Here is a 23,634-nt window from a genome sequence, read left to right on the forward strand (position 1 = left end):
GACGCCGTCTCTTACCTGTGCCCATGCAAGCACGGACGACCCAGGACGGAGAGACGCTCTACGTCGACCACGAGGCGGTCGAGCGCGGTTCGAAAGGTCCCTTCTACGTCGTCTACACGTCGAGCAGCCGCGACGAAAAGTGGGGATACTTCTGTAGCAACTGCGAGTCGTTCGACACCGCGATGGACGCGATGGGCCGCATCGAGTGCAACGGCTGTCGAAACCTCCGCAAAGCCGACGAGTGGGACGCGGCCCACGAGTGACGCTCTCGCGACCGCTCCGCCGTCTTTCAGACTCACTGTCAGGAGGATAGGCTTAAGACCCGTGGGGTGGTAACTGTTCCCAGATGGCGACCGTTACCACGTCACTAGCCGAGAAGGCAGAGACCATTTTTACCGACCTGGGATACGTGGTTGAATCAGACGGGACAGAGCTTCGGGCACAGCGGAAGTGGCGCGTCGTCCAGGTCACTCCAGTCGACAGGCCGGCCGAGACGCCACAGTCGGGCTCCCTTCGGTGTTTCGTTACCTGGCACGAACGGGCAGACGAGGTACACGAACACCTCACCAGTACTGATCCCAGCTACGAGTGGGCGGTCATCGGAACCGACGAAAACGGCGAGTACGAAGTGTACCACGCCCCGCAGCCGCTACCTGCCTAGGAGCGTTCTGGTCGCGTCGAGTCCTGCACTCGTCTCGACGGCGGCGTTTTGGGCTTCGAGCGCGTCACCCAGCGCCGCGACCAGCGTCAGGACGTTTCCCGGGCGGGCGCTGTGGCCCATGCAGCCGATTCTGAGCACGTCGCCCGCGAGATCACCGAGTCCGCCGGCGACTTCGATTCCGTACTCCTCGAGCAGGAAGGCGATGACGGCGTCGTCGTCCACGCCCTCGGGCAGGCGCACGGCGTTGAGACTCGGCAGCCACCAGTCGTCCTCGGGGTTGAGTTCCAGTCCCATGGCTTCGACGCCGGCTTTCAGCGCGCCGGCCATGCGCCGGTGGCGCTCCCACCGGTTCTCGATCCCTTCCTCGGCGACCAGCCTGAGGGCCTCTCTGAGCGCGTAGACGTTCGTAATCGGGGCCGTGTGGTGATAGGCGCGCTCGTCCCCCCAGTACTCCTGGAGGAGCGACAGGTCGAGATACCACGAGCGGACGGGCGTGTCGCGCGTGCAGATCTTCGCCATCGCGCGGTCGTTCAGCGTGAGCGGACTGGCTCCCGGGGGACAGGAGAGGCACTTCTGCGGGCCAGCGTACGCCACGTCGATGCCCCACTCGTCGACGCGCAACTCGACCCCGCCCAGCGACGTGACCGTGTCCGCGATCACGAGTGCGTCGTGATCGTGAGCGATCGCGGTCAGTTCGGGCACGTTCGGCTGTTTCGCCCCCGTGCTCGTCTCGGCGTGGACGAACGCGAACAGGTCCGGCCGGTACTCGGTGAACGCGTCCTCGACGGCGACCGGGTCGAGCGGCTCCCCCCACGGAGCTTCCACGAACACCGGGTCCCCGCCGGCGCGCGTGACCATCGCGGCCATGCGCTCGCCGAAGTAGCCGTTCCCTGGCACCAGCACGGTGTCACCAGGTTCGGTGAGGTTGCCGATGGCAGCCTCCATCGACGCCGATCCGGTCCCGCTCACCGGAATCGTCCACTGGTTCTCGGTCTGGAACGCGTATCGCAGCAGGTCCTGCACGTCGTCCATGACGTCGATGAACGACGGATCGAGGTGTCCGACGAGCGGCGTGCTCATTGCCCGGAGCACGCGCGGATGCACCTCGCTTGGACCAGGTCCCATCAACAGCCGGTCCGGCGGCGCTAACTCCCCTACCCTCGGTCGTTCCATGTGTCAATTTGGCGCTGGCCATCACCAAAAGTGGTTCGAGACAACAGCCCCCACGGCGAGCGACAACGGATACCACGAATAGCTTATGCGTCCGGATCTCGAAAACTGGTTGATGTTTATCGGCCACGGCCTCCTCGCGTTCGCCCTGGTCGCGCTGGTCGGGCGTCGTGGGGGACTGACTCGCGATCAGACGCTCTCACTGGCCGTCCTGGCTGGCGGGTTCGCGACCCTCCCGGACGTCGACATGGTGTACGCGCCCGTGGGGTTGCTCGGCGGTGCCAGTGGCGCGTTCGCGGCCGCGGAGGCGTTCTGGCAGACCGGGAACGTCGTCCACCGGGTCGTCACCCACTCGCTCGTCGTCGGCGTCGTCGCTGCGACCGCCTTCGGCCTCTGGACGGCTGCCCTGCACCGAGACGGGGGTAGCGTCGATCGACGCCTGTCGGGGCAGGCGGTTGCGATCGGCGTGGCCGCGCTCGCGCTGCTCGGTGGGATCGTCGGGTCTGCAACGGTGGTCACCGGTGGCCTCGCCGGGACGATCATGGCCGTCTTCGCAGTCGTCGGTCTCGCGATCACCACTGTGGCCGCACGGCGCGACATCGCCCCACTGCCGGCGTTCGGCGTGGCACTGGTCGGGCTCTTGAGTCATCCCTTCGGGGACCTGTTCACCGGCTCGCCGCCGGCGTTCCTGTACCCGCTCGACGCGACGCTCGTTCCCGCACGCGTCGCGCTCCATCCCGATCCGACGATCAATCTCGTGGGCGCGTTCGTCGTCGAACTCGCGACGTTCTGGCTGGCGGCGTTCGCCTACGTGACGCTCCACGACGAGCGGGTCCGCGACTACGTGTCGCCCAGAGCGGCAGTCGGCCTCGGGTACGCGGGCGCCGCACTGTTGCTCCCCGCGCCCACCCTCGACGCGTCCGCACCGTTCGTCTTCAGCATCCTGACCGTCGGCGTCGTCGGCTCCGTGGGCGTCGACCGCGCGGTCGTCGAGTCGGGAAGCAGCCACCTCGGCACCGCCGGACAGCGGGTCCGCGATCGCGTCGCGCTCTTGCCCCGCGCCCGACCGGTGGCGGTCGCGGACGTTCCGACGGCGTTCGTCACCGGACTGGCGGCCGTGACCCTGGCCGTGACGGGATACACGATCACCTACCTCCTTCTCTGACGGCCGCATGCGATAGCATTTCAAGTCCGTAGTCGAAAGCGACCGGCATGGGCACTGCCGGGTTGGGACGGATCGTCAGGGACCACCGTAACAACGCGATCCTCAGTTGGCTACTGGTGGGTCTCGTCGGCGTCGCCAGCGTCGGCAGTCTCGCGACCGACCTGCTGTGGACGGTGTTCACGGCAGCGGTCGTCCTCATCGCCGTCTTTCCCGCGCTGAGCGTGCGCAACGTCTGGACGATGCCCCCGTGGGAAGTCGTCTTGCTCGCGACGCTCCCGACGATCGGACGACTGTTCGCGACCACGCTGGTGACGGGACGAATCGCCACGTACCTCTCCGTCGCCGCACTCGCGCTCCTGGTCGCCGTCGATCTGAACGCGTTCACGCCCGTCGAGATGAGCGACGGGTTCGCCGTCCTGTTCGTCGTCATCGCGACGATGGCGACCGCCGGCATCTGGGCCGTGGTGCGCTGGGGCGCGGACCTCGTGTTGGGAACCGGCTTCCTCACGTCCGAGCGCGCGCTGATGCTGGAGTTCGTCGCCTCGACGATCGCCGGCGTCCTCGCGGGCGTCGTGTTCGTGTTCTATTTCCGCCGCTTCGCCCAGCCGGAACGGCGGGTTCCTGAGGAGGTGAGGCTCCCGTGAGGGTCCGCGACTATCTCGGCGTCCCGGTCGTCTGGCAGCAACGCCTGACCTGGCTGATGGAAGTGTCGCTGATCGGGATCTTCTTCGTCGGCCTCTACGAGTTACACGTCGGGATCATCGTCAACACCGGGGTCGGCATTCTGGTCACACAGCTCCCGCCGGTGCTCGAACGCGACTACGAGGTGCCGATGGACCCGGCGCTGACCCTGTGGATCACCAGCGCCGTGTTCCTCCACGCGCTCGGGGTCATCGGCCTGCCCGGCACCGGGAGCTTCTACCGCACCATTCCCGGGTGGGACCACGTGACCCACGCCCTCTCGGCGTCCGTGGTCGCGGCCGTCGGGTACGCCACCGCGCGCTCGTTCGACTTGCACGACGAGGACGTGGAGCTCCCGCCGAAGTTCATGTTCGTGTTCATCCTGCTGTTCGTCATCGCTTTCGGCGTCTTCTGGGAGGTCATCGAGTTCTCGCTGGGCGAACTCGCCAGACTCGCCGGCGGGCCGCCGATCCTCGCGCAACACGGACTCGAAGACACGATGCTCGATCTCATTTTCAACACCATCGGCGCGGTGATCGTGGCGACCTGGGGAACTGCCTACCTCACCGACGTCGTCGGCGCAGTGTCCGAGTACGTCGAGACCAGGCGGTCGGCACGTGGAGACTGACCGTTGGCTATGCAGGTGTGGGATTTAACACACTATGCCAAGTAGTACCACACGCGATGGTGTTCAAGAAAATCACGCTGATCGGGACGAGCGGAGACAGTTTCGACGGCGCGGTGGACGACGCGCTCGACAGGGCGGAGTCGACGCTCGACAACGTCTACTGGGTCGAAGTCGACGAGCTGGGAGTCGAAATCGCCAACGCGCCCGACCGGGAGTACCAGGCCGAGGTCGAGGTCGCCTTCGAGCTCGCGGAGTGAGCAGGGAGTTTCGTTACGTTCGGAAGCTCTCGCCGCAGCCACACTCCGAGACGACGTTGGGGTTCTCGACGTTGAACCCCTCGCCCTGCAGGCCGTCCTCGAAGTCCAGGCGGCTCCCGCCGATGTACTCCATACTCGCGGGATCGACGAAGACCCGAAGTCCGTGATGCTCGAAGACGGTGTCGTCGTCCTCCGGTTCGTAGTCGAATCGCATCCCGTACGAGAGGCCGGCACAACCGCCTTGCTGGACGAACAGTCGCAGTCCGGCGACGTCCGTGTCCATGTCCTCGCTGTCGAGCAGGCGGATGGCCTCCTCGGCAGCAGCCTCCGTGACCTCGATCTCGGTGTCGGTCTCCGGGGGCGCAGTGCGTTCGCTCATACGACAGCATAGCTCCCGAAGCCTGTTAACTGTTTTCAGCCACGAAGTCGCACTCGGCTAGGAGCGAACAGTGTCCCCCACGCGACGTAACTAGGAGAGCCGTAACCAGGAGCAGCAACCGCAGCGACCGGCGAATCGAGCGGTCCGGGGGAAGCTGTTCCATAGGCGACCCTAATCCTTTTGGCATCACCGTGATGCGGCCATCTCTCCGAGTAACCACTACATGACTGACCTGATCTCCGTCCAAGGTCCCGCCCGACGGCCGCTGCCGGCGACGGACGCGTTCGACCTGCTCGCGAATCGACGCACGCGGAAAGTCCTGGCTACGCTGCGTGAACAGACAGGTGGCGTCACCAAACAGGACCTCGCGACGATCGTCGCCAGCCGAGAACGTGACACCGCGCTCCACGAAGTGACGACCGAACAGCGACGGACAGTCCTGACGAGCCTCCATCACAAACACCTCCCGAAACTCCGAGAGAACGAACTGGTCGACGTCGACGACGAGGGGCTGGTCGTCCCGTCCGACACGTCAGCGCTCTCCGGAAACACCCTCGTCTCGGCCGCGCTCGACCTGCCTGCCGACGACGACGCCAAAGACGTCACCTTCGAGGCACTGGCTTCAGAGGTTCGGCGAACGCTCATCGAGACGCTCCGAACCGACGGCGTGGCGACCGTACAGACTCTCGTCGAGACGGTCACGAGAAACAGTGATCTGAGCGAGACCGACGCAGTCGTCGCACTCACGCACACGCACCTGCCCAAGCTCGACGGGCACGGCGTCGTGAGCTACGACCGCGCTACCGAGCGCGTGTCTTACGAGGGGCTGCCGGTAGACGACGAGACAGCGCTCACACTGCTTGACGTCGTCCCCGAGTTCGATGCGGAGACCACGGAGACTGCAAAAACGGTAGTTCCCGAGAGCGCAGACGTCTGGACCATCCGCGGCCGCGAGAACGTCGTCGGCCGCGGTCAGCAGCTGTTCGACCGGGCCGAGGACGAACTGTTCCTGATGCTGACGACGGACGGGCTCCTCGAACCGGGCTGTCTCGAGAAGCTTCACGACGCACTGGACCGCGGCGTCGACGTCTATCTGGGGTCTCAGACGAAGGCGGTTCGCGACCTCGTTCGCGAGGAAGCGCCGAGCGTGACCATCTGGGAACCGCAACTGAACTGGCTGAACCTGCCACCGACGCACGAGACGCTCGGACGACTGGTGATGGTCGATCGAGAGGCGGTGATGCTCGGCACACTCGGTGAGCGAAGAGACGACGGCGTCTACACGGAACGCGCGCTGACCGGCGAGGGCCACGCGAACCCGCTCGTCATCCTCATGCGGGAAGCGCTCGGGGCCCGACTCGACCACCTCGACGGCCAGAGCGACGACGTCCTCTCGCAACTCCCGCTGTAATCACTCGCCGTCGAACCGTTTGCGGACGCTCTCTGCGTGTCCTTCCAGCCCCTCGGCCTCTGCCAGCGTCGTGATCGTCTCCGAGAGGTCCGAGAGCGCGTCGCGGCCGAGTCGCTGGACCGTCGTCGAGCGCATGAAGGTGTCCACCGAGAGTCCGCCGTACCGTCGCGCGCCGCCGCCCGTCGGCAGGACGTGGTTCGGGCCGCTCGCGTAGTCGCCGGCCGCGACGGGCGAGTACGGGCCGAGGAAGACGCTCCCCGCGCTGTCGATGCGATCGAGCAGGTCCTCGTCGTCGTCCGCGACGATCGCGAGGTGTTCTGCGGCGTACTCCTCGGTGAAGAGGACCGCCTCGCTCATCGACCGCGCCAGGAACACGCCGCTGGCATCGTTGTCCAGCGCGCCCCGAATCGTCTCCTCGCGGTCGCGGTCGCCGACCTGAGCGTCGATCTCGTCGGCGACGGCCTCAGCAGTTTCCTCGTCGTCGGTGACCGCCACCACGGAAGCGTGCGTGTCGTGTTCGGCCTGGGCGACCACGTCGGCGGCCACGAGTTCCGGGTCGGCGGTCTCGTCGGCGAGAATCGCGATCTCGCTCGGCCCCGCCAGGAAGTCGATCTCCACGTCGCCGCGGACCTCGGCCTTGGCAGCGGTCACCCAGCGGTTGCCCGGGCCGACGACGGTCTGGACGCGGTCGACCGTTTCGGTCCCGTAGGCGAGCGCGCCGATCGCCTGTGCGCCGCCGACCTGATACACCGCGTCGGCGCCCGCGACGTGGATCGCCGCGAGCGTGACCTCGTTCAGTTCCTCGGCCGGCGGCGTCGTGACGACGACGTGTTCGCCGGCGGCGACCGTCGCCGGGATGACGCCCATGAGAGCGCTGGAGGGATACGCGGCGGTGCCGCCGGGGACGTACACGCCGGCGCGTTCGACCGGGCGGTAGCGACGGCCGAGTTCGCGGCCGTCGAACGACTCGCGCCAGTCCTCGGGAACCTGGCGTTCGTGGAACGTCCGGACGTTCTCTGCGGCCGTCTCGATGGCCGTTCGAATGTCGTCGTCGAGTTCCTCGGCCGCGCGCTCGGCCGCGTCGGTCACGTCGATATTCCCGACCGACACGTCGTCGAACTCCTCGGAGAACTCGCGCACTGCTACGTCGCCTTCAGTTCGAACCCGGTCGACGATCTCGCGGACGTCGCCGCGGATCTCCTCGATGCCGGCGTCCCGGTCGAAGAGCGCGGCCCGCTCGTTGGGACCGAGGTCCGAAATTGCCCGAACGTTCATGCACACCCGTACACAGGCGAGTAAAAAACGGTTGTCGAACTGCGACCCTACTGCCAGTTCCCGACGACGTCCGGGATACAGCCCTTCTCGGGCTTGGGATAGTCGTCGTGACCGGTCACGTAGGTGACGTCGTACTCCTCGTAGTTGTGCGGGGCCTCGCCCTCGATCCCCTGGTGACCGACGGCGGTGTCCCACTCCGCGAGACGATAGTCCGTCTCGAGCGTCTCGTCGTCCGTTTTGTAGTAGTTGCGGAAGTGTTCACAGTGATCGGCGATGGCCTGGCCGTACTCGCCACCCGTTGCTACCTCGTCGTCGTCGACCGCGCCGCCCAGCAGATCGACCGATCTGATCGACGTGTCGTAGCCGCGGTCCATGAAGAACTCCAGACACTCGACGACGGTCTTGGCACCGAGCGAGTGTGCGATCACGCGAACGTCGGTCCCGGGACTGGCGGCCTGGTAGTCACGGACGAACGTCCCGAGTTTGTCGGCGTTCAGGTCGGCAATCTCGACGAAGTCCCACCACTGGAGCGTCTCTCCCTCGGAATCCCACGAGTAGCCGACCACGGGCGCGCTCACGTCCTGTCCCCGGAGCGCTTCGGTCACCTTCCGGAACTTCGCGCGGGCCTCGACCGCGTCGTGCTTCCAGCCGTGGACGAACACCACGAGTTCCGACGGTTCGGAATCGTCCGTCATCCCGGGTATCGTCCCCGTTGTCTCGTAATCCGTCCGAGAGTGACCGTCTGTTCGGTACACGTCTCCCCAAAACGAGATGTCGAAGTGGTCGCGCGTGCGGACGACTCCGGAGTAGGAGTCGTAGCGGCTCGCTGCGGTCGCCGAGGCGGTCCCCACCCCGCAGGTGGCTGCTGTGCCTACCGCTGTCGTCTTGAGAAACGCACGTCTCGATATGTCCATGTTCACATCCCCCGTGACACAACACCACAAATTACTGTATTAATTTGATGGAATTAACAGAAACGACCTGGTTGTTAAACTTCGAGCGTGCTGAAGCCGGTGGCTCACGTCAGACGGTCGTCTGCCAGGGAATTTTGCTGGCCGAGACGGCACGAAAAGATATGGGATCAGAGTTCGTCTGGGGTGTGACGAAGGTATGGCACTGTGCGTACTGCGACGCGCGCAACGTCACGACGGAGCGTGACGTCTTCTCCGACCAGTGTGAGAACTGCACGCTTTACAACGAGTTAAACTGGGACGAAACGAGCGACGTCTCGATCAGAGAGGCCCAGGCCGCCGTGGACGGGGTCGAAGTCGAATAACCGGCTCGTCAGGAGTAGATCCGCGAGATCATGTGGAGGACGGAGAAGAACACTGACCCGCCCAGCACGATCAACGAGATGAAGACCGTCATGAACGTCGCTTTCCAGCTTATCAGCAGCAGGATGGTGACGAACGCGCTGACGAGGAACACGAAGTGAAACACCAGCCAGGGGCCAACCTCCCGGAGTGTGTGTCGAACGGTGCCCGTGCTCGCGCCGAAGTCAGCGTTCGCGCTCGCCGACTCGCGACCGGACGGTCGGTAGCCAGTCGCTGCAGCCTGTGCAGCCTGCCAGCCGTCAGCCTGCGCCTGCTCGTGAGACCCCGTCCCGCCGGAGCCGGGTCCGTCTGTCGCCGTTCCGTCGTCGGGCGACCAGTCGAAGTCGTCGGTCCAGGCCCGGTCTTGCCACGCCGTCCGTGACTGGCCTGACTGGTACGTTTCCTCGGCCGAGTAGTTCGATCGATAGCGGTCGTAATCGTGTGCGGTCCCCGACTCGTTCGTCCGCTGTGACCGCCCAGTGCCACCCTGCGAGCGGGAACTGTTCCCGGTTGCGGTTCCGGTGGCGCTCTCAGTAGTGGCGTCCGTTCGATCCGTCGTCCAGTCGCTGCCCGTGGTTTCCCCGCTGCCTGACGTGGTACTGCTCGTCGTGGTCCCGGGATCCGTCGTGTGGTCGACGGTCCAGGCGTTGCCGTCCATGTACCGGCGGACGTAGGTGTTGTGGCCGACGCGGTCGTACTGTTTGCGGCTGGATTCGTCACAGAGGATGTCCCGAGCCTGTGTGATCCGCTTGAACTGAGAGACAGCGTCGTCCTCGTCACTGACGTCCGGGTGGTGGGTTTTCACCAGTTCCCGGTAGGCCGCTTGGATGGTCTCCGTGTCTGCCTCGGGGTCCACGCCGAGGACGCTGTAGAACGTCTCTGCCATGCAGGGGAGCTACTGTCCAGTGGTTCGTACTCAGGGAGGTTAAATGTCACCCGGATACCGACGCCCGAAACGCACGACCGGGCGGGTCAGTTCCCCGTCGTGGACGGCGTCCTACGCACGCCAGACGGACGTCTGACTCAGTTATTTACGTCCCTCGGACGGCGGTATCACCGATGCCCGAGAATTTCCTCGACATGGACGAGGTGACAATCGAGTTGGACGAAGACGAACTCGAGGAAATCGACAAGCTCGCCTTCGCCCACCACAGAGACAACCGCGAGGCAGCGATCCGCGACCTCCTCGACGAATGGCTGAAACGCCGCGACGACTGACGTAGGTGCGCTCGACACCCGGTCAGCCGGGTTCGGACCGCCGGTGTTCTTATACTTCATTCGCCTCTACAGGTCCCCATGGGTGGAGACGTGACGCTGAACTCGTGGGGACAGGCGATCGCTGCGATCCGCGGCTTCGGTTACGGGGCCACGATCCGGGTCCCGAAGGTCGCGGAACCGACGCTCCCCCAGTCGGTCGACCTCCGCCTGTCGAACTTCCCGTGGTCGATCCACAAGGGCGCCACCCGCGTTTACAGGGAGAATACGCCCGGCGATCACCTCCAGATCCGCGAATACCCCGACCACTGGACGGTCCAGCGAGACCGCTCGAACCCACACTACAGGCCGGTCAGCCACGCGCGCGGCGACATCCCGGCGACCACCGCAGCGGTGAGCGTCGCGACCTTCCCGGTGTTCACCGCACTGAGCAGTCTGGAACTCGCCGGCCAGTTGACCGCCCAGGCGACCGATCTGTCGATGGCGCTTTTCGCGGACGGCGTCGTTCCGTTCGTCAACGCGGTCCTCAACTGACGCCCGTCGAACGCGTCCGATGCCACCAGTAGATCCCCACCGTGAGCGCCAGCGCCACTGCGCCGCCGCCGACCAGGCCGCCGCCGAGCGTCCACTGGTTCCGGAACCAGATCAGCATCGCGCCGAGACTGACGGCGAAGAGGCCGGCCTGTGCGAGGAGGACGGCCGCGATGAACGCCCAGAGGGTACCCGAATCAGCCCGTTCGATGGTCTCCTGGAACTCCGCAGAGAACTCCGGGTCTTCCTCCTCCTCCAGCATGGACAGCGGATCGAGGAGCATTAGCTTCCCTACGGCCTGCGATGGGATAACCACACGGGCGATCGCGAACCGGACGGGACGGACGTGTCGAAGGTCTCAATCGACCGGAAGGATACTTGTGCTCCGTCCCCTGACTACCAGTATGGCACCCTCGCACGTACTCGTCCCGCTGGACGGCTCACCCCTCGCGGACGACGCTCTGGTACACGCACTCGACACGTTCGACTGTCGCGTGACGGTCCTGAACGTCGTGACACCGCTCGACAGTTCGATGAGCGAAGGGGGCGTCCTCGAAACGGGCGAAGAGCGGCGCGAAGGGGAACGAGAACGGGCGGAGAGCGTCATCGAGACCGCCAAGAAGCGGGCGTCAGAGGCCGGCAGAACCGTCGACACCGTCGTGGAGACCGGCGATCCGGCAGAAACCATTCTGGCGTTCGTCGAAGACTCGGACGTGGACCACGTCGTCATGGGCGGCCACGGCGGCGACCGCAACGAACTCGCCCGCCGCCTGCTGGGCACTGTTGCGACGGTCGTGGTCGGCAAAGCACCCGTCACGGTGACCGTCGTCCGCTAGGTGCCGAGCACCGACGAGAAGGCCCGGTAGACGCCGAATCCGATGGCGACCGACGTGACCAGGGTGATGAGCCAGAACGCGAGGGTCACGCCGATCTTTCGCCGGGAGACGCCCGCCGAGCCGCCGGCGAGGCCGCCGCCGATGACTCCCGAGATGATGATGTTGTTGAACGAGATGGGGATGCCGAGCGCGATGGCGGCCTGTGCGATGATGAACCCCGGGACGAGCGCCGCGATCGACCGGCGGATGCCGAGCTGGGCGTACTCACGAGAGGTGGCCTGGAGGAGTCGTGGGGCACCCATCCACGCCCCGCCGAGAATGCCGGCGGCACCGACCGCGAGCAGCACCAGCCCCGGCAGGCCGAGTTCGGCCGTGTAGAGGTTCTCCAGCGGCCCCGTCGCCAGCCCGACCTGGCTGCCGCCGCTGGAAAAGGCGACGACGCTGCCGAGGATGACGAGGAACGTCTTGACGCCACGGTCGACCGAGTCCCGGGTTCGCTTTCGGATGAACGCGAAACTCACCACCGCCGCGAGAACCGTCACGAGGACGACGCCCACGTGAATGTCGCCGACCGTCGGGGTACCGACGAGTCGCGAGAGGAAGCCGGCGAGCGACGCCTGCGTCGCACCGGGCGGCGACGGAATGACGCTCAGTTCGACGTTGGCGACGATGCCACCCACGATGGCTGCCAACAGCGGGACGCCGACAGTCTCGGGGATGTCGTCGCGTCGCAACAGCGTTGCGGTCAGGTAGGCGAGGCCACCGGAGACGGGCGGGACGAGGACCCAGAACGTCACGATCCGCTGGTAGGTGTCGAACGCTGGCGTTCCGCCCAGGGAGAGGCCGACGCCGACCATCGCGCCCGTCGTGGCGAACGCCGCCGGGACCGGATACCCCGAGTAGACGCCGAACGCCATGAACGCCGTGGCGGTCAGGAGGCCTGCCGTCGCGGCCAGCGAGGTGATGGCGACGCCGTTGATCAGTCCGGCGCCGACCGTCTCGGAAATGCTTCCCCCCTGGGTCAGCGCTCCCAGTGCGGCGAGGATGCCGATGAGAAACGCTGCGCGCATCGTCGAGATGGCGTTCGCCCCGATCGCTGGCGCGAACGGTGGCGAATTGCTGTTCGCACCGAGCGTCCAGGCCGTGAACAACCCCGTCACGGTGGCCAGCGCCACGAGTCCCCAGAAGACGAAGTCAGTCACTGGCCCACCTGTTCACAGCCTCGATAGTGGAAGTTCTCGGAGGGCGTCGGCCAGTCAGTTCCTGCGCGACCCATCTTCGCATGGGTTCGTAGCCGATGATGAAAAGCGTTCCCGCAGACGCACCGTTCGCGCCGCTTCGAGCGCACAGTTGTCGGTGCTGTTGTGATCCAATCCCACCGTTCACGTAGCTCCAGACCGTACGGAGTTCGATGCCAACGCTCTCGCTGGACGACGTCGACCTCCGGTACGAAGTCGCAGGGGACGGACCGCCGCTGGTCTTTCTTCACGGTGGCTGGATGAACGGGGACGCCTGGCAATCGCAGGTAAACCGCTTCACGCCAGAATACGAGGTCGTCACCGTCGACCTCCGCGGCCACGGACGAACCGGGGAGTCCGGCCAGCGCCGCTACTCGGTCGAACTGTTCACCGACGACGTCGAAGCCTTGCTCACCCACCTCGACGTGGACCAGCCCGTCCTCTGTGGCCTCTCGCTCGGCGGGATGGTCGTTCAGGAGTACCTCGACAGACATCCCAATCAGGCCCAGCGCGCGGTCGTCGCGGGGCCAGTTCAGTCGATGCCGCCGGTCGACGTCCCCAGCGATCTCAAACCGTTCGTGTCGCCGCTGCCGTGGATCGCCGCGTCGGCGTCGTTCGCCGGGCCGACGGCGACGTTCCAGTCACTGCTCGCCTCGGTCAGGCCGATGCACGGCGGGCCGTGGCTGTCGGTCGACCCGACGGTGCAGTCGTGGGCGCAGGACGCCGTCAGCGACGTCCAGCGCGGGGAGTTCCGGAAGATCTTCCGGGCGCTGTACGACTACGAACCGCCGGAGCTGTCACACGTCTCGACGCCGACGCTCGTGGTCTACGGCGATCACGAGGTGTCTCTGGTGAAACAGCAAGGGCACCGGATCGCGTCGGCCGTCACCGACGGCACGGTCCTCGAGATTCCCACTGCCGGCCACCTCGTCAATCAGGACAATCCCGACGCGTTCAACGAGGCACTCACGGCGTTCCTCGCGGGCGACGCGGACCGACTCGCGTCGTAAGTCAGGCAGTGAGTCGCGTCAGCGCGGACTCGACTGCATCCGACTGTCCGAGGACGGTGACGCGATCGCCCGCCTGCAGCACGACGTCCGGGGAGGGGATCAGAAACTCGTCGTCTCGCTGGAGAAGCACCAGCATACTCTCCGGTGGGAGATCGAGGTCGGCGACGCGCGTGCCGTCGACGGTCTCGGAGACGACACCCTCGGCGAGGTGCTCCCGCCGACGCGTAGACGCCCGCCACGCGGACAGACTCGGGAGGGTGACGAGGTCGGAGATGGCGTCGACAGTCGCCGCCGACGGCGTCAACGTCGCGATGCCGAGGTCCTCGAAGGACTCGACTTTCGTCGGGTCGTTCGCCAGCGAGACGAGCGACTCGACGCCGAACTTCGTGCGTGCGGTCTGGCAGGCGAGGATGTTCACCGCGTCGTCGCTGGTCGTCGCGACGACGCGCGTCGCGTTTTCGACGCCCGCCTCCGCCAGCACGTCTGCGTTCGTTCCGTCGCCCTGGACGACCGAGTACGCCGCGGCACGGAGGTCGGCCACCGTCGCCTCGTCGCGTTCGACGATGACGGGATTGCCGCCCCGGGCGTCGATCTCGGCTGCGAGCTGTCGTCCGATCACACCGCCGCCGATGATGAGTGTGGTCATGGGAATGATACCGAATGCGTTCGCGAGGAAGGGTGCGCCGCCCGCTTCGACGACGACCGTCACGAGAATGACGAGGAAGACGAGACTCACGACGCTCGAGGCGTTCGGCACGCCTGCGCGAGCGAGCTGGAGCGAGAACAGGGTCGCCGTCGCGGCCGGGATGATCCCCCGCGGGCCGATGGCCGAGATAAAGGCCCGTTCGTTCGTCGAGAACTCGGAGTCGTACGTCGAGACGAACACGCTGAGCGGGCGGACGACGAACATCGCGACGAGGACGACGACGAGGCCACCCAGGCCGAGTGCGAAAATCTCCTCGAACCGAATGAGCGCAGCGAGGACGATGTACACAGTTCCGAGCACGATCGTCGAGATGGCACTGCCGAACCGGGCGATCTCTGCCTGGTACGGAATGGGTTGGTTCCCCATCACCAGTCCCGCGACGGCGACCGCGACGACGCCCGACTCGTCGCCGAACAGGGTCGCGAGGGAGTACGTCAGCAGCGCGACTGCCAGGATGACGACGCGTGAATCCTGCGGCGACCTGCTGTACGCTCGGAGCACGTAACTGGACGCGAGAGCGAGGACGACGCCGAAGAGCATACCGACACCGACCTGTGAGACGAACTCCGTGACGATGGTTTCGACCCGTCCTGCGCGTTTCGAGAGCAGCGTCACGGTAAAGAGCGCGGAGCCCAGGACGGACGCCGAGACGTCGTTGATGATCCCCTCGGCTTCGAGGAGACTCGCAACGCGTTCGGTGACCGTGATCTGTTCGAGAATCGGCGTGATAACAGTCGGGCCGGTCGCGACGAGCAGCGCGGAGATGACCAGCGAGATCGTCCACTGCAGGCCGAGTACGAACCGGACCGTGAGCCCGAGACCGAGGAAGGTGATCGCAGCGCCGACCGTCACCAGCAAGAGCGTCGGTTTCGGCGTGGTCCGAATCCTGTGCAGCGAGAGCGAGAACGCGCCCTCGAAGACGATGACTGCGACGGCGAACCCGACGACAGCCGAGAGTTCACTGCTGGAGAGCGACGCGCTGAGAAACCCGACGCCTTCCGGACCGAGGAGGACGCCGAACCCGAGCAGGAAGACGACGCTCGGGAGCTGATACCAGTCCCCGATGAGTTTCGAGACGGCTGCGAACGCGACGATCACCGACACGGCGAGCAGGGCGTCCGGGGCCATTGTCTGTGGACGTGAACGCCTGTGCCGCCCACACCAGGTTGCGCTGTTGCGGCACAGTTGCTCTCGCATCTGCGTCCGGGCGTCTCGCGAACGCCAACCCACCCGGAGTCGGCCGACAAGTGCCGGCGCTTCGCTCGCCGCCCAGATTGTAATGTCGGCCATATACTCGATTGTCGTGGGAAATCTGGCCTTTCCCGCGTGGCCGCGGCCGCGCTCACCACTCAATCTCGCGCCGGTGACCGGGTTGTGCGCCGGCCTCCTTACCGACCGTCGACGTGACCGCTGGGGAGACGCTCGCGACCCTCGCCGACGACCGCCGCGACCGAGGGATCGACCTCCGGTTGGCGGGCGCAGCAGCCGACGTGTGTCGCGTGCTCCTGGCGACCGGCCTCGAAACGACGGTCGGTCACATCGGTGACGAAGAGCCGATCATCGAGGTCATCGAACGGTGGGAACTGGACGAGCCTCCGCCGTGAGTCGATCGTGTTTCGGCAACCGAATCGAGACTGTCGGCGTCGGACAGCTACGAGGACAGTATCCTGACCCATCGGGAACGCGACTGTCTACCACAGTTGGGCAATGGTCGAATATCCTTTTCCACGCTCGCAGCCCTCAGCTACACCTAGTGGTTCCAATGGTAGCAGAAACATCAGCCACCGGAATGGAGACGATGCGGGAACAGTGGGCTCGCGGCGGGATCGTCGGCGGGATCCTCCTCGCACTGCTCGGTCTGCTCGCGCTGCTCGCGCCCTTCGTCACCGGGCTCGCACTCTCCGTGCTGCTCGGTGGCGTCCTCGTCGTGGGTGCGCTCGTCCACGTCGCGGCCGCCTTTTCGGCCGGCACTGTTCGAGGCGTCGTCTGGCAGGCCGTGTTGGGCGTCGTCTACGGCTTCGCCGGCATCTCCGTGCTGACGAACCCGGTGCTCGGACTCGCGACGCTCACGCTGCTCGTCATCACGTTCTTCGTCGCCGAGGGAATCGTCGAACTGGTGTGGGCTGTTTCCGGCGGCGCCGGAAGCAGGCTCTGGCTCGGACTCAGCGGCGCCATCTCGCTGGCGCTCGCGGCGCTGCTCTGGGCGGGCTTTCCCGCAAGCGCGCTGTGGGCCGTCGGCGTCCTCTTCGGCGTGGACCTGCTGGTGACTGGCTTCTCGATGATCATGCACGGCCGCAAGCAGCGGGCAGTCGCCCGGGCCGAAGCGCCAGCGGAAGCCGGTGCGTGAGATCGGTCCCCGAACAGCTCTTTTCAGTGCAGTCGATCCGACGCGCGTTCAGCCGGGTTCCGGGCCGCCGCGCTCCGACTCGGTTTGGGCGCTCTCTTCGGCGTCGCTCACCGTGTAAAACTCGTCCAGCGTGTGCCCGGTCTGGGACGGGGGCTGCTCCCGGTCGGGATTGGCCAGCACTGGCAGGATCATCCGAACGAACGTCACGATCACGACGAGCAGGAACGGGCCGAGGAAGATGCCGTACCAGCCGAACATCGGCGGGCCGAACAGGTACGCGAACATGACCAGGCCGGTGCTGAGATCCCTGCCGGAGAGGTACGGGCGGATGTACGTTCGGACGACGTTGTCGAACGCGACGGTCATCACCGCGAGGAAGACGAGCGGGTACCAGAGGAGCCTCGGATCGGTCGTGGCTGCCTGCACGCCCATGACGGCGGCGATGAGGAAGTACACGATCGAGCGACCCACGAGCGGGACGAGCGTGAACACGCCAGTGATGACGCCCAGCAACACTGCCGAGGGGATGCGCAACTGCCCGGGTGCGACGACGTTGGCCAGCGTGTAGATGAGCGAGGTGAGGATCATGATGGCGAAGATGGTCATCGTATAGCCGAAGAAGACGGATCTGAGGCCGCTGTCGATAGCAGTCAGGTACTTCGACGCCAGACTCTCCGTCCCGAAGACGTTCGATTCGAACCACGAAGCGAGCGGGCGGTCGCTGATGAGAAGGAAGAAGGCGAGCAACAGCGCGATGAACACGTTGTACAGCGTCGCTCCGACAGTGCCCACGACACCACCGATCGATCCGACGACCGATTGCACCGACGGGTCCCGAATCAACACGAGCGTCGTCTGGTAGACCTCTTCGGGCGTGTTCGGAAGGTCCGGAATCTGAAACGGGAGTCGTGTGAGGATCTCTTGCACTGGTGCGTTCGACAGGACGGCGACCAATTGCCCGAGAGCGACCAACAGCAGCGCGGCAAGGAGCGCGACCACCGGGACGACCAGCAGGAGCAACGTCGCCGCTGCCGCGAGGCTCGGCGTGAGCCACTGCTCTAACCACCGGCTGACCGGACGGGCGACGTAGTAGACGAACAGTCCGAACACCAACCACGCCAGATACTGCTCGACGACCAGCGCCAGGACTGCGGCCACGCCGAGTCCGAGAAGCCACCACCCCAGATGCTGCCGACCAGCCCAGACGCGGACGTCCCGGATCGTGGGATCGGTTTCGACCATGCGAAATGGTATCACACGAGAAGGATTAAGGAAACTGTACGGTCGCTCGGAGAATTCACCGAACAGTCCTGTTACAGACCACGAGTCGTCAGCACCGCCGGTCACCGCGGTTCACTGCGAGGTCGTCCGGGGCAGCCGAGAGCGAGTAGTGGACGGGAGACTACGATAATCGGTTTCTAACAATTCCGTTCTGGGCGCACGCTTTCGAATCAGCCGATGACTGTAGGTGTCCGACTATGAGAACATCGAGACAACGGCCCTGAACGATGAGTCTTGTCGGCCTGCTGGAAGTCCTTCCACTGGCGATCGTGATGGTGGCTGGGCCACAGCTTCTCAGTGCCATCTTCCTCGCCACGACCGAGCGCTGGCGGCGTAACTCCGCCGCCTTCGTCGCCGGCGCGGCGCTCTCGATCTCCGCGATCGTCACCCTGGCTTACTTCGTCAGCGACGGGGCCAGGGAGCAGGGCGCATCCAGTGACCTCATCGGTCTCGTCGTCCTCGCCTTGCTCCTCGTCGCCATGGTTCGCGTCTATCTGGGGAGAGACGAGTCGGAACCCCCTGCCTGGATGAGCAAGCTGACGTCCGCAACCCCGCGGTTCTCGTTCAAACTCGGCTTCCTGTTGTTGGGTGTGTTTCCAACCGACCTGATTACGTCCGTCGCCGTCGGCTCGTTTCTCGCGGCGGAGGGACTGCCGCTGCTCGACGCGGCCGGATTCGTCGCGCTCACGCTCTTCTTGCTCGCTCTCCCCGCACTGGCCGTGCTCACGTTCGGCGCGCGAGCGGCAGCGTTCCTCCCGACGGCGCGCGACTGGATGAACGAGAACTCGTGGATCGTCAACGAAGTCGTGCTCCTGTTTTTCGTCGCCATCGTCGTCAGTAACATCGTGGGCTGAACGGCCAGACGCTGACGACAACCGAACAGTTCCTTCGTGAAGCGAGAGATTGCCACAGTCTCCCAACATCACACCATCGGACGCAAAGATATGTAAAAAGAAGTCGCAACAGCTGCATTCCGTCCGGAACTTCCGGCAAATCCATCAAACTGGTTTAAGCTTCTGCGAAGCGTACAGTATACTGTTATGGCAGAACTCAACTGGCGCGCAGTGATAACTGGCTTCGTCGTTACACTCCTCATCGGGGTCGTTGGCGGGACTACGCTTCCAATGACTGACCTCACGATCCCCACCCTGAGCTGGGCGTTGACCGGCATCATCGGTGGCTTCGCGGCCGGGTACGTCGCCGCCGACGGCATCGGAACCGGGGCCGTCAACGGCATCGTCGGAACCACCCTGGGAGCCCTGATCGTCGGCGCGTTCATGGCGATCTTCGGGACGTTGTTCTTCGGCCTCGTTGGCCTCGCGACCGTCCTCGTCGGCTTCCTGTTCCTCGGCCTCTACGCGATCCCCGGAGCGATCGGCGGTGCGCTCGGTGGGATGGTCAAGGGCCGCAAGCCCGCGCCCGCAGGACGGCCGGCTGGACGCTAAAGTACACCTTTTTTCGAACTCGGGGCGGATGGAGTCAGCGAACCTTGCGGATAGCGGTCGTATCCCCACGTTATCGGACTGGCAGCGACGACCGCGGAGGTGGTAGGGAAAGGGATACCTGAGAACTCCGCTGGCCACTCATTTTTCAGCAGAGAGCACCGGGATGAAGCGGAATGCGGGCCACGCTGGCCAGGGTCGCCTGCTGGGGAGTGAACTCTGGTGTCGAGATCGGTAACCCTCACTGACCGTGAAGAAACAGTGTGGGCCTGTTTTTACGTCCCTGCTGGAGTTCTCGAACAGCATTGCGGTGCCGGTGATCGGCCGGCCGACCGGAATGCGCTGCAGAACGATGTCACAGCAAATGCAACAGCCACAGACCCAGGTACAGCCCGCCTATCAGGCCCAGACGCAGCGGGGGCAGGCCGTCCAGCAGTCGCAGGTCGGCCAGTTCGTCGGCCAGCGGTACCAACAGTCGGTCCCGCAGGAAGTGCAGCAGGCAGTTTCCGACCTCGAACGGTTCGAGTCGGTGTGCGAATGGCTCACGAGCCGGGCGACGGAGAAGGGCATGGTGCGCCTCGCCAACCGGAGCGACGATCTTGCGGAGATCGCTCACCTCGAGAAGAAGCTCCTTCTCCGACAGTCCCCGTTCGCCCAGCCCATCGGACAGGCCACCCAGCAAACCATCCAGCAGGGGATCCAGGAACTCCAGCAGTACGCGAGCGAACCCGACGTACAGGAGTCACTGACGCACGCACAGCAGGTGCTTCAGTCGGTCGGGCAGGCGTTGAATCGCGTCCAGACGTTCGGCCAGCAGGGAGCGCAACAGGGGCAACAGATCCAGCAGGGCCAGCAGCCCCAGCAGTAAGCGCGGCGGCCACCGCATTTTTCCGCTCAACCGGAAGTGGCGTCGGTGGTCAACAATCCGACACGCGTCTCGTCACAGTTCGTCAATGTCCTGGGTGATGCGGTCATCCGGGATCGACAGTCCGACGACGCCAGTCGACGGGTGTCGGTCGTCGGGAACGCCGGTTCGGTAGACAACGCGTTCGAGTTGTCGATCACGTCCACCTCGCCCGTCCGTTGTTCGGTGACGAATCCGACGCGAACCACGACAGACCGTCCAGTCGCTCGCGTGAGCCGGCGATCGACCCGGTCAGCGATGTTTGGCGGTGGCTCGTAGTTCGCCGGCCGACCGACGAGAACGTTCACTTCTGCAGGATTGCCCAGCAGGATGTCTGTCGGATCGTACTCGACGTTCGCTTCGATGAAATCCAACTCCCGTGGAAACTCCTCACGGAAGAACGTCTCCAGTTCGTCGGTAGTCTGGCTCTCGAAGAGCGCGACCTGGAACGACGAGTACGTAACGAGCGCGAGCACGACCGAGAGGACGCCGATGGCGACCACGAGGACCGCGATCCGCACGAGCAGCGATGAGCGCGCCCGGGCGGCCTGGGCGGCCTCTGTGGGCCGATAGCCAGCGATCCAGAGCAGGACGAGGGCGGAGAGGTTGATGGCGAGGAGGTTCACGAGCACCAGCACAGCAGCAGCGAGAGCGACGTTGAGATCTCCCCAGGCGATCCCCAGGCCCGACGTCGCCGCGGGCGGAATCAGCGCGACGGCGATTGCCACCCCCACCAGCGCAGAGCCGACGTTCCGGATGACGCTGATCGCCCCGGCCATGCCCGACCCCAGCGCCAGGAACAACGAGAGGAACGTCGGACTCGTCCGTTCCGCGACCTCCGGAATCGACTCGACGTCGAGCCCCGGCGGGACGAGGATCGTTCCCTGGACGATCGCACCGATGACCGCACTCGTCGCGATGGCCACGAGTAGCCCGGTGATCTGCAACAGCACGCCGCGATACGCCAGGGTGCTGTCGTCGAGAACCGTTCCCACGCTGGCCGAGATGGCCGGACCCATCAGTGGCGCGACGACCATCGCGCCGATGATGGTCGCAGCCGAGTTGAGCAAGAGTCCGGTCGTTGCGATCGCGGTACTCAGGACGATGAAGGCGAAGAACGTCGAGTTCTCCGGGGCCATGTCCAGCGCGCGGGCGACGAGTTCCTCGCGGGAAATCCGGAACCCGGCGAACTTCGCCTGGAGAGCCGGGAGCCGCGTCGAGACCACGGTTTCGGTCGCGAGAACGATGGTGTAGGACTCCTCTCTGATCCCGGCGTCGGCCAGGCGCTCGAGCACGGGTTCGACGCCGCTCTCGGGGACTGGAAACTGCACGAGGGCCTCGAACTCACCCCGACCCGTCTCGTCGAAGACGGCGTAGTCGATCCCCTCGTCGTCGAGCACGTCGAGGGCTGCCGCTCGCCGTCCCTCGGGGATCAGAATCTGGACCAGCCGCATACCCGTTGTTCGGCCCAAAACGTCATAACGAGGCTTCATACTGGCTGGATATGTCCGCTCGGACGAACTGGGAGACTGGCCGAGCAGTTCCGCAATCTGGAACTGTTGCCATTGCCATCAGAATTTCTATCCTCGTGGCCGACGACCGTTCGAACCGAGTCTGGCTGGGGTCGCCGGACTCGTCAGCGACTGCCGGTGCCAGCCCGGCAGGTGAGTATCGATGGAGTACATCTACGCAGCACTCGTCCTGCACGAATCGGACGCCGAGATCAACGAGGAGAACCTGACGAACGTCCTCGACGCGGCGGACGCAGCCGTCGAGGAATCGCGCGTCAAAGCGCTCGTCGCAGCGCTCGAAGACGTCGACATCGAGGAAGCGCTCGAAGGGGCCGCGTTCGCACCCGCCGCTGGGGCCCCGACCGCAGGGGAAGAGCCGAGCGTCGAGGAACAGCCGGAAGCCGAAGCCGAACAAGAGGAAGAACCCGAAGAAGAGGAGGAAGACGAGGAGGAAGCGTCGGGCGAAGGCCTCGGCGAACTGTTCGGCTGACCACGCCCCCTTCTTTTCTCCGGGCGACCGGCTGCTACTCGACGCTCCGGGTCAGCACGAACACCAGGATCGCGATGAGGAGCGATCCCAAGATCGTCTCGAGGCCCGCGAGGAAGCGTGCCCACAAGCCAACGGGTTGGATATCGCCGTACCCGAGCGTTGCGTACGTGACCACGCTGAAATAGAGGCTCTTCACGTAGGTTCGTGAGACGTGCCACAGGACCGGGCTCGTCGGCTCTTCGATGGTGTACGTCAGCGTGGTTTGGCCGGCCGTTTCCTGGATGCCACCGGTCAACGGATACAGGAACGCCGAGACGAGGACGAGCAGTCCCGAGACAGCGAGGACGCGCCAGGGGCTGACGCCGTAGCGCATCACCCACCGTGATCCTTCGAGTTTGAGCGCTTTCAGGTAGTTGTCGTTGACCCACGCGAGTCGACGACGGACGTCGTGGGCGCGCGTGTAGAACCGGTGGCGGCGCTTGGCAACAGCGTTCTGGCGGAGCAGGCGGTCGAGCCGCCGATACGTCCAGGCAGCGGCTTCGCCGAGTTCCGTTTTCGTCCCCGCGTCCGTCGCGTTCCGCATCCGCGTCTCGTAGACGAGTTCCTTGTCGAACGCCGTCTGGGAGTTGACGTGGGCGTCCGCGAACACCGTCCGGTAAAGACGGGCCCGTCTGAAATCCGCATCGCGAAGATCGGCACGGACGAAGGTCGTGTCCTCGAGAGTCGCGTGTGCGTAGTTCGCTCCGGTCAAGTTACAGTCGTTGAACTCCGTCCATCTGAGGTCCGCACCCGAGAAGTCCGTCTCGATGCACGTCGCGCCCGTGAAATCGGCCCCGATGAGTGTACATCCTGCGAACAGGTCAGTCCGGGAGAGGCTCGCACCCCGAAGTTTCGCACCATCGAGACGGTCGCCCAGCGATGACGCGTGTGGTTCGAGCAGTTCCCACGACTTCTCTCCGATCGAGGCGTGCCAGATACAGTGTTCCCGGTCCGCCCACACGGGCCGCCAGCAACAGGTGACACCCTTGTCCGCGACTTCGCTGCCGTCGGGAACGAACCCGCACCGGTCGTCTGTCCCAGGCATGCCGTCCACGTTGGGGTTTGCGCCGTTTACGTTCTCCCCCAGTGGAGAGCGCCGGTGAAATCGAACACGGACGTCTCAGCGGTTCAAAACACACAGATC

The 23,634-nt window shown here is 65.2% G+C and carries 29 protein-coding genes; 18 read left to right on the forward strand and 11 right to left on the reverse strand.

What is annotated here, in order from left to right:
• The first annotated feature begins 23 nt into the window (after positions 1–23).
• Both ACFR9U_RS18140 and ACFR9U_RS18145 read left to right on the forward strand, forming a co-directional pair.
• Positions 24–263 (forward strand): DUF5816 domain-containing protein, encoded by a 240-nt coding sequence (locus ACFR9U_RS18140; protein ID WP_247378553.1) that lies wholly within the window; start codon positions 24–26, stop codon positions 261–263.
• An 83-nt stretch (positions 264–346) separates the two neighbouring features.
• Positions 347–661 carry a DUF7116 family protein gene (locus tag ACFR9U_RS18145; RefSeq protein WP_247378554.1) on the forward strand — a complete coding sequence of 105 codons (315 nt, stop codon included), beginning with the start codon at positions 347–349 and terminating at the stop codon, positions 659–661.
• Here ACFR9U_RS18145 and ACFR9U_RS18150 read toward each other — a convergent pair.
• Positions 650–1,834: a pyridoxal-phosphate-dependent aminotransferase family protein gene (locus ACFR9U_RS18150; RefSeq protein ID WP_247378555.1), complete on the reverse strand. Its 1,185-nt coding sequence runs from the start codon at positions 1,832–1,834 to the stop codon at positions 650–652. The genes ACFR9U_RS18145 and ACFR9U_RS18150 overlap by 12 nt on opposite strands.
• Before the next feature lie 112 nt (positions 1,835–1,946).
• Between ACFR9U_RS18150 and ACFR9U_RS18155 the strand changes: the two genes are divergently transcribed.
• The 4 genes from ACFR9U_RS18155 to ACFR9U_RS18170 are packed head-to-tail and all read left to right on the forward strand — an operon-like array spanning position 1,947 to position 4,562.
• A complete protein-coding gene (locus tag ACFR9U_RS18155) occupies positions 1,947–2,996 on the forward strand; it encodes a metal-dependent hydrolase (RefSeq protein WP_247378556.1) in 1,050 nt (349 codons plus the stop codon).
• Between the two features lie 47 nt (positions 2,997–3,043).
• Positions 3,044–3,640: a hypothetical protein gene (locus tag ACFR9U_RS18160; protein WP_247378557.1), complete on the forward strand. Its 597-nt coding sequence runs from the start codon at positions 3,044–3,046 to the stop codon at positions 3,638–3,640.
• Positions 3,637–4,305: a DUF2238 domain-containing protein gene (locus tag ACFR9U_RS18165; RefSeq protein WP_247378558.1), complete on the forward strand. Its 669-nt coding sequence runs from the start codon at positions 3,637–3,639 to the stop codon at positions 4,303–4,305. The genes ACFR9U_RS18160 and ACFR9U_RS18165 overlap by 4 nt, the downstream gene beginning before the upstream one ends.
• Positions 4,306–4,361: 56 nt before the next feature.
• Positions 4,362–4,562, forward strand: coding sequence for a dodecin (locus ACFR9U_RS18170; RefSeq protein WP_247378559.1), 201 nt, complete (start codon positions 4,362–4,364; stop codon positions 4,560–4,562).
• Positions 4,563–4,575: 13 nt separating this feature from the next.
• Here ACFR9U_RS18170 and ACFR9U_RS18175 read toward each other — a convergent pair whose 3' ends face one another.
• Positions 4,576–4,941, reverse strand: coding sequence for a HesB/IscA family protein (locus ACFR9U_RS18175; protein ID WP_247378560.1), 366 nt, complete (start codon positions 4,939–4,941; stop codon positions 4,576–4,578).
• A 223-nt stretch (positions 4,942–5,164) separates the two neighbouring features.
• Here ACFR9U_RS18175 and ACFR9U_RS18180 point away from each other — a divergent pair, with 223 nt between their 5' ends.
• Positions 5,165–6,352, forward strand: coding sequence for a DUF7344 domain-containing protein (locus ACFR9U_RS18180; RefSeq protein WP_247378561.1), 1,188 nt, complete (start codon positions 5,165–5,167; stop codon positions 6,350–6,352).
• Here the strand turns inward: ACFR9U_RS18180 and hisD are convergent, their stop codons facing one another.
• Positions 6,353–7,627 (reverse strand): histidinol dehydrogenase, encoded by a 1,275-nt coding sequence (hisD, locus tag ACFR9U_RS18185; protein ID WP_379814890.1) that lies wholly within the window; start codon positions 7,625–7,627, stop codon positions 6,353–6,355. It lies immediately after the preceding gene.
• Positions 7,628–7,674: 47 nt separating this feature from the next.
• Positions 7,675–8,541 (reverse strand): DUF726 domain-containing protein, encoded by an 867-nt coding sequence (locus tag ACFR9U_RS18190; protein WP_379814892.1) that lies wholly within the window; start codon positions 8,539–8,541, stop codon positions 7,675–7,677.
• Positions 8,542–8,702: 161 nt separating this feature from the next.
• Between ACFR9U_RS18190 and ACFR9U_RS18195 the strand changes: the two genes are divergently transcribed.
• Complete coding sequence (locus tag ACFR9U_RS18195) at positions 8,703–8,903, forward strand: hypothetical protein (protein WP_247378564.1); 201 nt, start codon at positions 8,703–8,705, stop codon at positions 8,901–8,903.
• Positions 8,904–8,911: 8 nt separating this feature from the next.
• Here the strand turns inward: ACFR9U_RS18195 and ACFR9U_RS18200 are convergent, their stop codons facing one another.
• Positions 8,912–9,826 carry a J domain-containing protein gene (locus ACFR9U_RS18200; protein WP_247378565.1) on the reverse strand — a complete coding sequence of 305 codons (915 nt, stop codon included), beginning with the start codon at positions 9,824–9,826 and terminating at the stop codon, positions 8,912–8,914.
• Positions 9,827–9,999: 173 nt separating this feature from the next.
• Between ACFR9U_RS18200 and ACFR9U_RS18205 the strand changes: the two genes are divergently transcribed.
• Together ACFR9U_RS18205 and ACFR9U_RS18210 are read left to right on the forward strand one after the other, a co-directional pair.
• The gene (locus ACFR9U_RS18205) at positions 10,000–10,158 is read left to right on the forward strand and encodes a ribbon-helix-helix protein, CopG family (protein ID WP_247378566.1); all 159 of its coding nucleotides are present in this window, start codon (positions 10,000–10,002) and stop codon (positions 10,156–10,158) included.
• Positions 10,159–10,236: 78 nt separating this feature from the next.
• Positions 10,237–10,689 (forward strand): hypothetical protein, encoded by a 453-nt coding sequence (locus tag ACFR9U_RS18210; protein WP_247378567.1) that lies wholly within the window; start codon positions 10,237–10,239, stop codon positions 10,687–10,689.
• Here the strand turns inward: ACFR9U_RS18210 and ACFR9U_RS18215 are convergent.
• Entirely contained in the window at positions 10,682–10,969 is a 288-nt protein-coding gene (locus tag ACFR9U_RS18215; RefSeq protein ID WP_247378568.1) for a DUF7322 domain-containing protein, read from the reverse strand. The genes ACFR9U_RS18210 and ACFR9U_RS18215 overlap by 8 nt on opposite strands.
• 121 nt (positions 10,970–11,090) lie before the next feature.
• Between ACFR9U_RS18215 and ACFR9U_RS18220 the strand changes: the two genes are divergently transcribed.
• Positions 11,091–11,522 (forward strand): universal stress protein, encoded by a 432-nt coding sequence (locus ACFR9U_RS18220; RefSeq protein WP_247378569.1) that lies wholly within the window; start codon positions 11,091–11,093, stop codon positions 11,520–11,522.
• Here ACFR9U_RS18220 and ACFR9U_RS18225 read toward each other — a convergent pair.
• Positions 11,519–12,724, reverse strand: a complete 1,206-nt coding sequence (locus tag ACFR9U_RS18225) for an inorganic phosphate transporter (RefSeq protein ID WP_247378570.1) — start codon at positions 12,722–12,724, stop codon at positions 11,519–11,521. The genes ACFR9U_RS18220 and ACFR9U_RS18225 overlap by 4 nt on opposite strands.
• Positions 12,725–12,933: 209 nt before the next feature.
• On the opposite strand from ACFR9U_RS18225, the gene ACFR9U_RS18230 reads away from it, so the two are divergent.
• Positions 12,934–13,770: an alpha/beta fold hydrolase gene (locus ACFR9U_RS18230; protein ID WP_247378571.1), complete on the forward strand. Its 837-nt coding sequence runs from the start codon at positions 12,934–12,936 to the stop codon at positions 13,768–13,770.
• A gap of 1 nt (position 13,771) precedes the next feature.
• On the opposite strand, the gene ACFR9U_RS18235 is transcribed toward ACFR9U_RS18230, so the two are convergent.
• Complete coding sequence (locus tag ACFR9U_RS18235; protein ID WP_247378572.1) at positions 13,772–15,604, reverse strand: cation:proton antiporter domain-containing protein; 1,833 nt, start codon at positions 15,602–15,604, stop codon at positions 13,772–13,774.
• 275 nt (positions 15,605–15,879) lie between these two features.
• On the opposite strand from ACFR9U_RS18235, the gene ACFR9U_RS18240 reads away from it, so the two are divergent.
• Both ACFR9U_RS18240 and ACFR9U_RS18245 read left to right on the forward strand, forming a co-directional pair.
• Entirely contained in the window at positions 15,880–16,080 is a 201-nt protein-coding gene (locus tag ACFR9U_RS18240) for an STAS domain-containing protein (RefSeq protein ID WP_247378573.1), read from the forward strand.
• A 158-nt stretch (positions 16,081–16,238) separates the two neighbouring features.
• Complete coding sequence (locus ACFR9U_RS18245) at positions 16,239–16,823, forward strand: HdeD family acid-resistance protein (RefSeq protein ID WP_379814898.1); 585 nt, start codon at positions 16,239–16,241, stop codon at positions 16,821–16,823.
• Positions 16,824–16,871: 48 nt separating this feature from the next.
• Here ACFR9U_RS18245 and ACFR9U_RS18250 read toward each other — a convergent pair whose 3' ends face one another.
• Positions 16,872–18,065, reverse strand: coding sequence for an AI-2E family transporter (locus tag ACFR9U_RS18250; RefSeq protein ID WP_247378575.1), 1,194 nt, complete (start codon positions 18,063–18,065; stop codon positions 16,872–16,874).
• A gap of 266 nt (positions 18,066–18,331) precedes the next feature.
• Here ACFR9U_RS18250 and ACFR9U_RS18255 point away from each other — a divergent pair, with 266 nt between their 5' ends.
• The 3 genes from ACFR9U_RS18255 to ACFR9U_RS18265 all read left to right on the forward strand — a co-directional run bounded on the left by ACFR9U_RS18255 (position 18,332) and on the right by ACFR9U_RS18265 (position 20,414).
• Positions 18,332–18,958 carry a GAP family protein gene (locus ACFR9U_RS18255; RefSeq protein WP_247378576.1) on the forward strand — a complete coding sequence of 209 codons (627 nt, stop codon included), beginning with the start codon at positions 18,332–18,334 and terminating at the stop codon, positions 18,956–18,958.
• A 186-nt stretch (positions 18,959–19,144) separates the two neighbouring features.
• Positions 19,145–19,549, forward strand: coding sequence for a DUF5518 domain-containing protein (locus ACFR9U_RS18260; protein WP_247378577.1), 405 nt, complete (start codon positions 19,145–19,147; stop codon positions 19,547–19,549).
• Between the two features lie 361 nt (positions 19,550–19,910).
• Positions 19,911–20,414: a hypothetical protein gene (locus ACFR9U_RS18265; RefSeq protein WP_247378578.1), complete on the forward strand. Its 504-nt coding sequence runs from the start codon at positions 19,911–19,913 to the stop codon at positions 20,412–20,414.
• A 26-nt stretch (positions 20,415–20,440) separates the two neighbouring features.
• Here ACFR9U_RS18265 and ACFR9U_RS18270 read toward each other — a convergent pair whose 3' ends face one another.
• On the reverse strand, positions 20,441–21,904 hold the full coding sequence (locus tag ACFR9U_RS18270) for a TIGR00341 family protein (protein WP_247378579.1): 1,464 nt from the start codon (positions 21,902–21,904) through the stop codon (positions 20,441–20,443).
• A gap of 220 nt (positions 21,905–22,124) precedes the next feature.
• On the opposite strand from ACFR9U_RS18270, the gene rpl12p reads away from it, so the two are divergent.
• Positions 22,125–22,451, forward strand: a complete 327-nt coding sequence (rpl12p, locus tag ACFR9U_RS18275) for a 50S ribosomal protein P1 (protein WP_247378580.1) — start codon at positions 22,125–22,127, stop codon at positions 22,449–22,451.
• 34 nt (positions 22,452–22,485) lie between these two features.
• On the opposite strand, the gene ACFR9U_RS18280 is transcribed toward rpl12p, so the two are convergent.
• Positions 22,486–23,535 (reverse strand): pentapeptide repeat-containing protein, encoded by a 1,050-nt coding sequence (locus tag ACFR9U_RS18280; protein WP_247378581.1) that lies wholly within the window; start codon positions 23,533–23,535, stop codon positions 22,486–22,488.
• Positions 23,536–23,634: the final 99 nt, after the last annotated feature.

Source organism: Halorientalis brevis, assembly GCF_042678165.1.
Taxonomy (GTDB): Archaea; Halobacteriota; Halobacteria; order Halobacteriales; family Haloarculaceae; genus Halorientalis; species Halorientalis brevis.

Excerpts from the sequence above, each read along its gene's own strand:
- ACFR9U_RS18140 (WP_247378553.1), top strand. The coding sequence starts at position 24 with ATGCAAGCACGGACGACCCAGGACGGAGAGACGCTCTACGTCGACCAC.
- ACFR9U_RS18145 (WP_247378554.1), top strand. The coding sequence starts at position 347 with ATGGCGACCGTTACCACGTCACTAGCCGAGAAGGCAGAGACCATTTTT.
- ACFR9U_RS18150 (WP_247378555.1), bottom strand. The coding sequence starts at position 1,834 with ATGGAACGACCGAGGGTAGGGGAGTTAGCGCCGCCGGACCGGCTGTTG.
- ACFR9U_RS18155 (WP_247378556.1), top strand. The coding sequence starts at position 1,947 with ATGTTTATCGGCCACGGCCTCCTCGCGTTCGCCCTGGTCGCGCTGGTC.
- ACFR9U_RS18160 (WP_247378557.1), top strand. The coding sequence starts at position 3,044 with ATGGGCACTGCCGGGTTGGGACGGATCGTCAGGGACCACCGTAACAAC.
- ACFR9U_RS18170 (WP_247378559.1), top strand. The coding sequence starts at position 4,362 with ATGGTGTTCAAGAAAATCACGCTGATCGGGACGAGCGGAGACAGTTTC.
- ACFR9U_RS18175 (WP_247378560.1), bottom strand. The coding sequence starts at position 4,941 with ATGAGCGAACGCACTGCGCCCCCGGAGACCGACACCGAGATCGAGGTC.
- ACFR9U_RS18180 (WP_247378561.1), top strand. The coding sequence starts at position 5,165 with ATGACTGACCTGATCTCCGTCCAAGGTCCCGCCCGACGGCCGCTGCCG.
- hisD (WP_379814890.1), bottom strand. The coding sequence starts at position 7,627 with ATGAACGTTCGGGCAATTTCGGACCTCGGTCCCAACGAGCGGGCCGCG.
- ACFR9U_RS18190 (WP_379814892.1), bottom strand. The coding sequence starts at position 8,541 with ATGGACATATCGAGACGTGCGTTTCTCAAGACGACAGCGGTAGGCACA.
- ACFR9U_RS18195 (WP_247378564.1), top strand. The coding sequence starts at position 8,703 with ATGGGATCAGAGTTCGTCTGGGGTGTGACGAAGGTATGGCACTGTGCG.
- ACFR9U_RS18200 (WP_247378565.1), bottom strand. The coding sequence starts at position 9,826 with ATGGCAGAGACGTTCTACAGCGTCCTCGGCGTGGACCCCGAGGCAGAC.
- ACFR9U_RS18205 (WP_247378566.1), top strand. The coding sequence starts at position 10,000 with ATGCCCGAGAATTTCCTCGACATGGACGAGGTGACAATCGAGTTGGAC.
- ACFR9U_RS18210 (WP_247378567.1), top strand. The coding sequence starts at position 10,237 with ATGGGTGGAGACGTGACGCTGAACTCGTGGGGACAGGCGATCGCTGCG.
- ACFR9U_RS18215 (WP_247378568.1), bottom strand. The coding sequence starts at position 10,969 with ATGCTCCTCGATCCGCTGTCCATGCTGGAGGAGGAGGAAGACCCGGAG.
- ACFR9U_RS18220 (WP_247378569.1), top strand. The coding sequence starts at position 11,091 with ATGGCACCCTCGCACGTACTCGTCCCGCTGGACGGCTCACCCCTCGCG.
- ACFR9U_RS18230 (WP_247378571.1), top strand. The coding sequence starts at position 12,934 with ATGCCAACGCTCTCGCTGGACGACGTCGACCTCCGGTACGAAGTCGCA.
- ACFR9U_RS18235 (WP_247378572.1), bottom strand. The coding sequence starts at position 15,604 with ATGGCCCCGGACGCCCTGCTCGCCGTGTCGGTGATCGTCGCGTTCGCA.
- ACFR9U_RS18245 (WP_379814898.1), top strand. The coding sequence starts at position 16,239 with ATGGTAGCAGAAACATCAGCCACCGGAATGGAGACGATGCGGGAACAG.
- ACFR9U_RS18250 (WP_247378575.1), bottom strand. The coding sequence starts at position 18,065 with ATGGTCGAAACCGATCCCACGATCCGGGACGTCCGCGTCTGGGCTGGT.
- ACFR9U_RS18255 (WP_247378576.1), top strand. The coding sequence starts at position 18,332 with ATGAGTCTTGTCGGCCTGCTGGAAGTCCTTCCACTGGCGATCGTGATG.
- ACFR9U_RS18260 (WP_247378577.1), top strand. The coding sequence starts at position 19,145 with ATGGCAGAACTCAACTGGCGCGCAGTGATAACTGGCTTCGTCGTTACA.
- ACFR9U_RS18265 (WP_247378578.1), top strand. The coding sequence starts at position 19,911 with ATGCAACAGCCACAGACCCAGGTACAGCCCGCCTATCAGGCCCAGACG.
- ACFR9U_RS18270 (WP_247378579.1), bottom strand. The coding sequence starts at position 21,904 with ATGCGGCTGGTCCAGATTCTGATCCCCGAGGGACGGCGAGCGGCAGCC.
- rpl12p (WP_247378580.1), top strand. The coding sequence starts at position 22,125 with ATGGAGTACATCTACGCAGCACTCGTCCTGCACGAATCGGACGCCGAG.
- ACFR9U_RS18280 (WP_247378581.1), bottom strand. The coding sequence starts at position 23,535 with ATGCCTGGGACAGACGACCGGTGCGGGTTCGTTCCCGACGGCAGCGAA.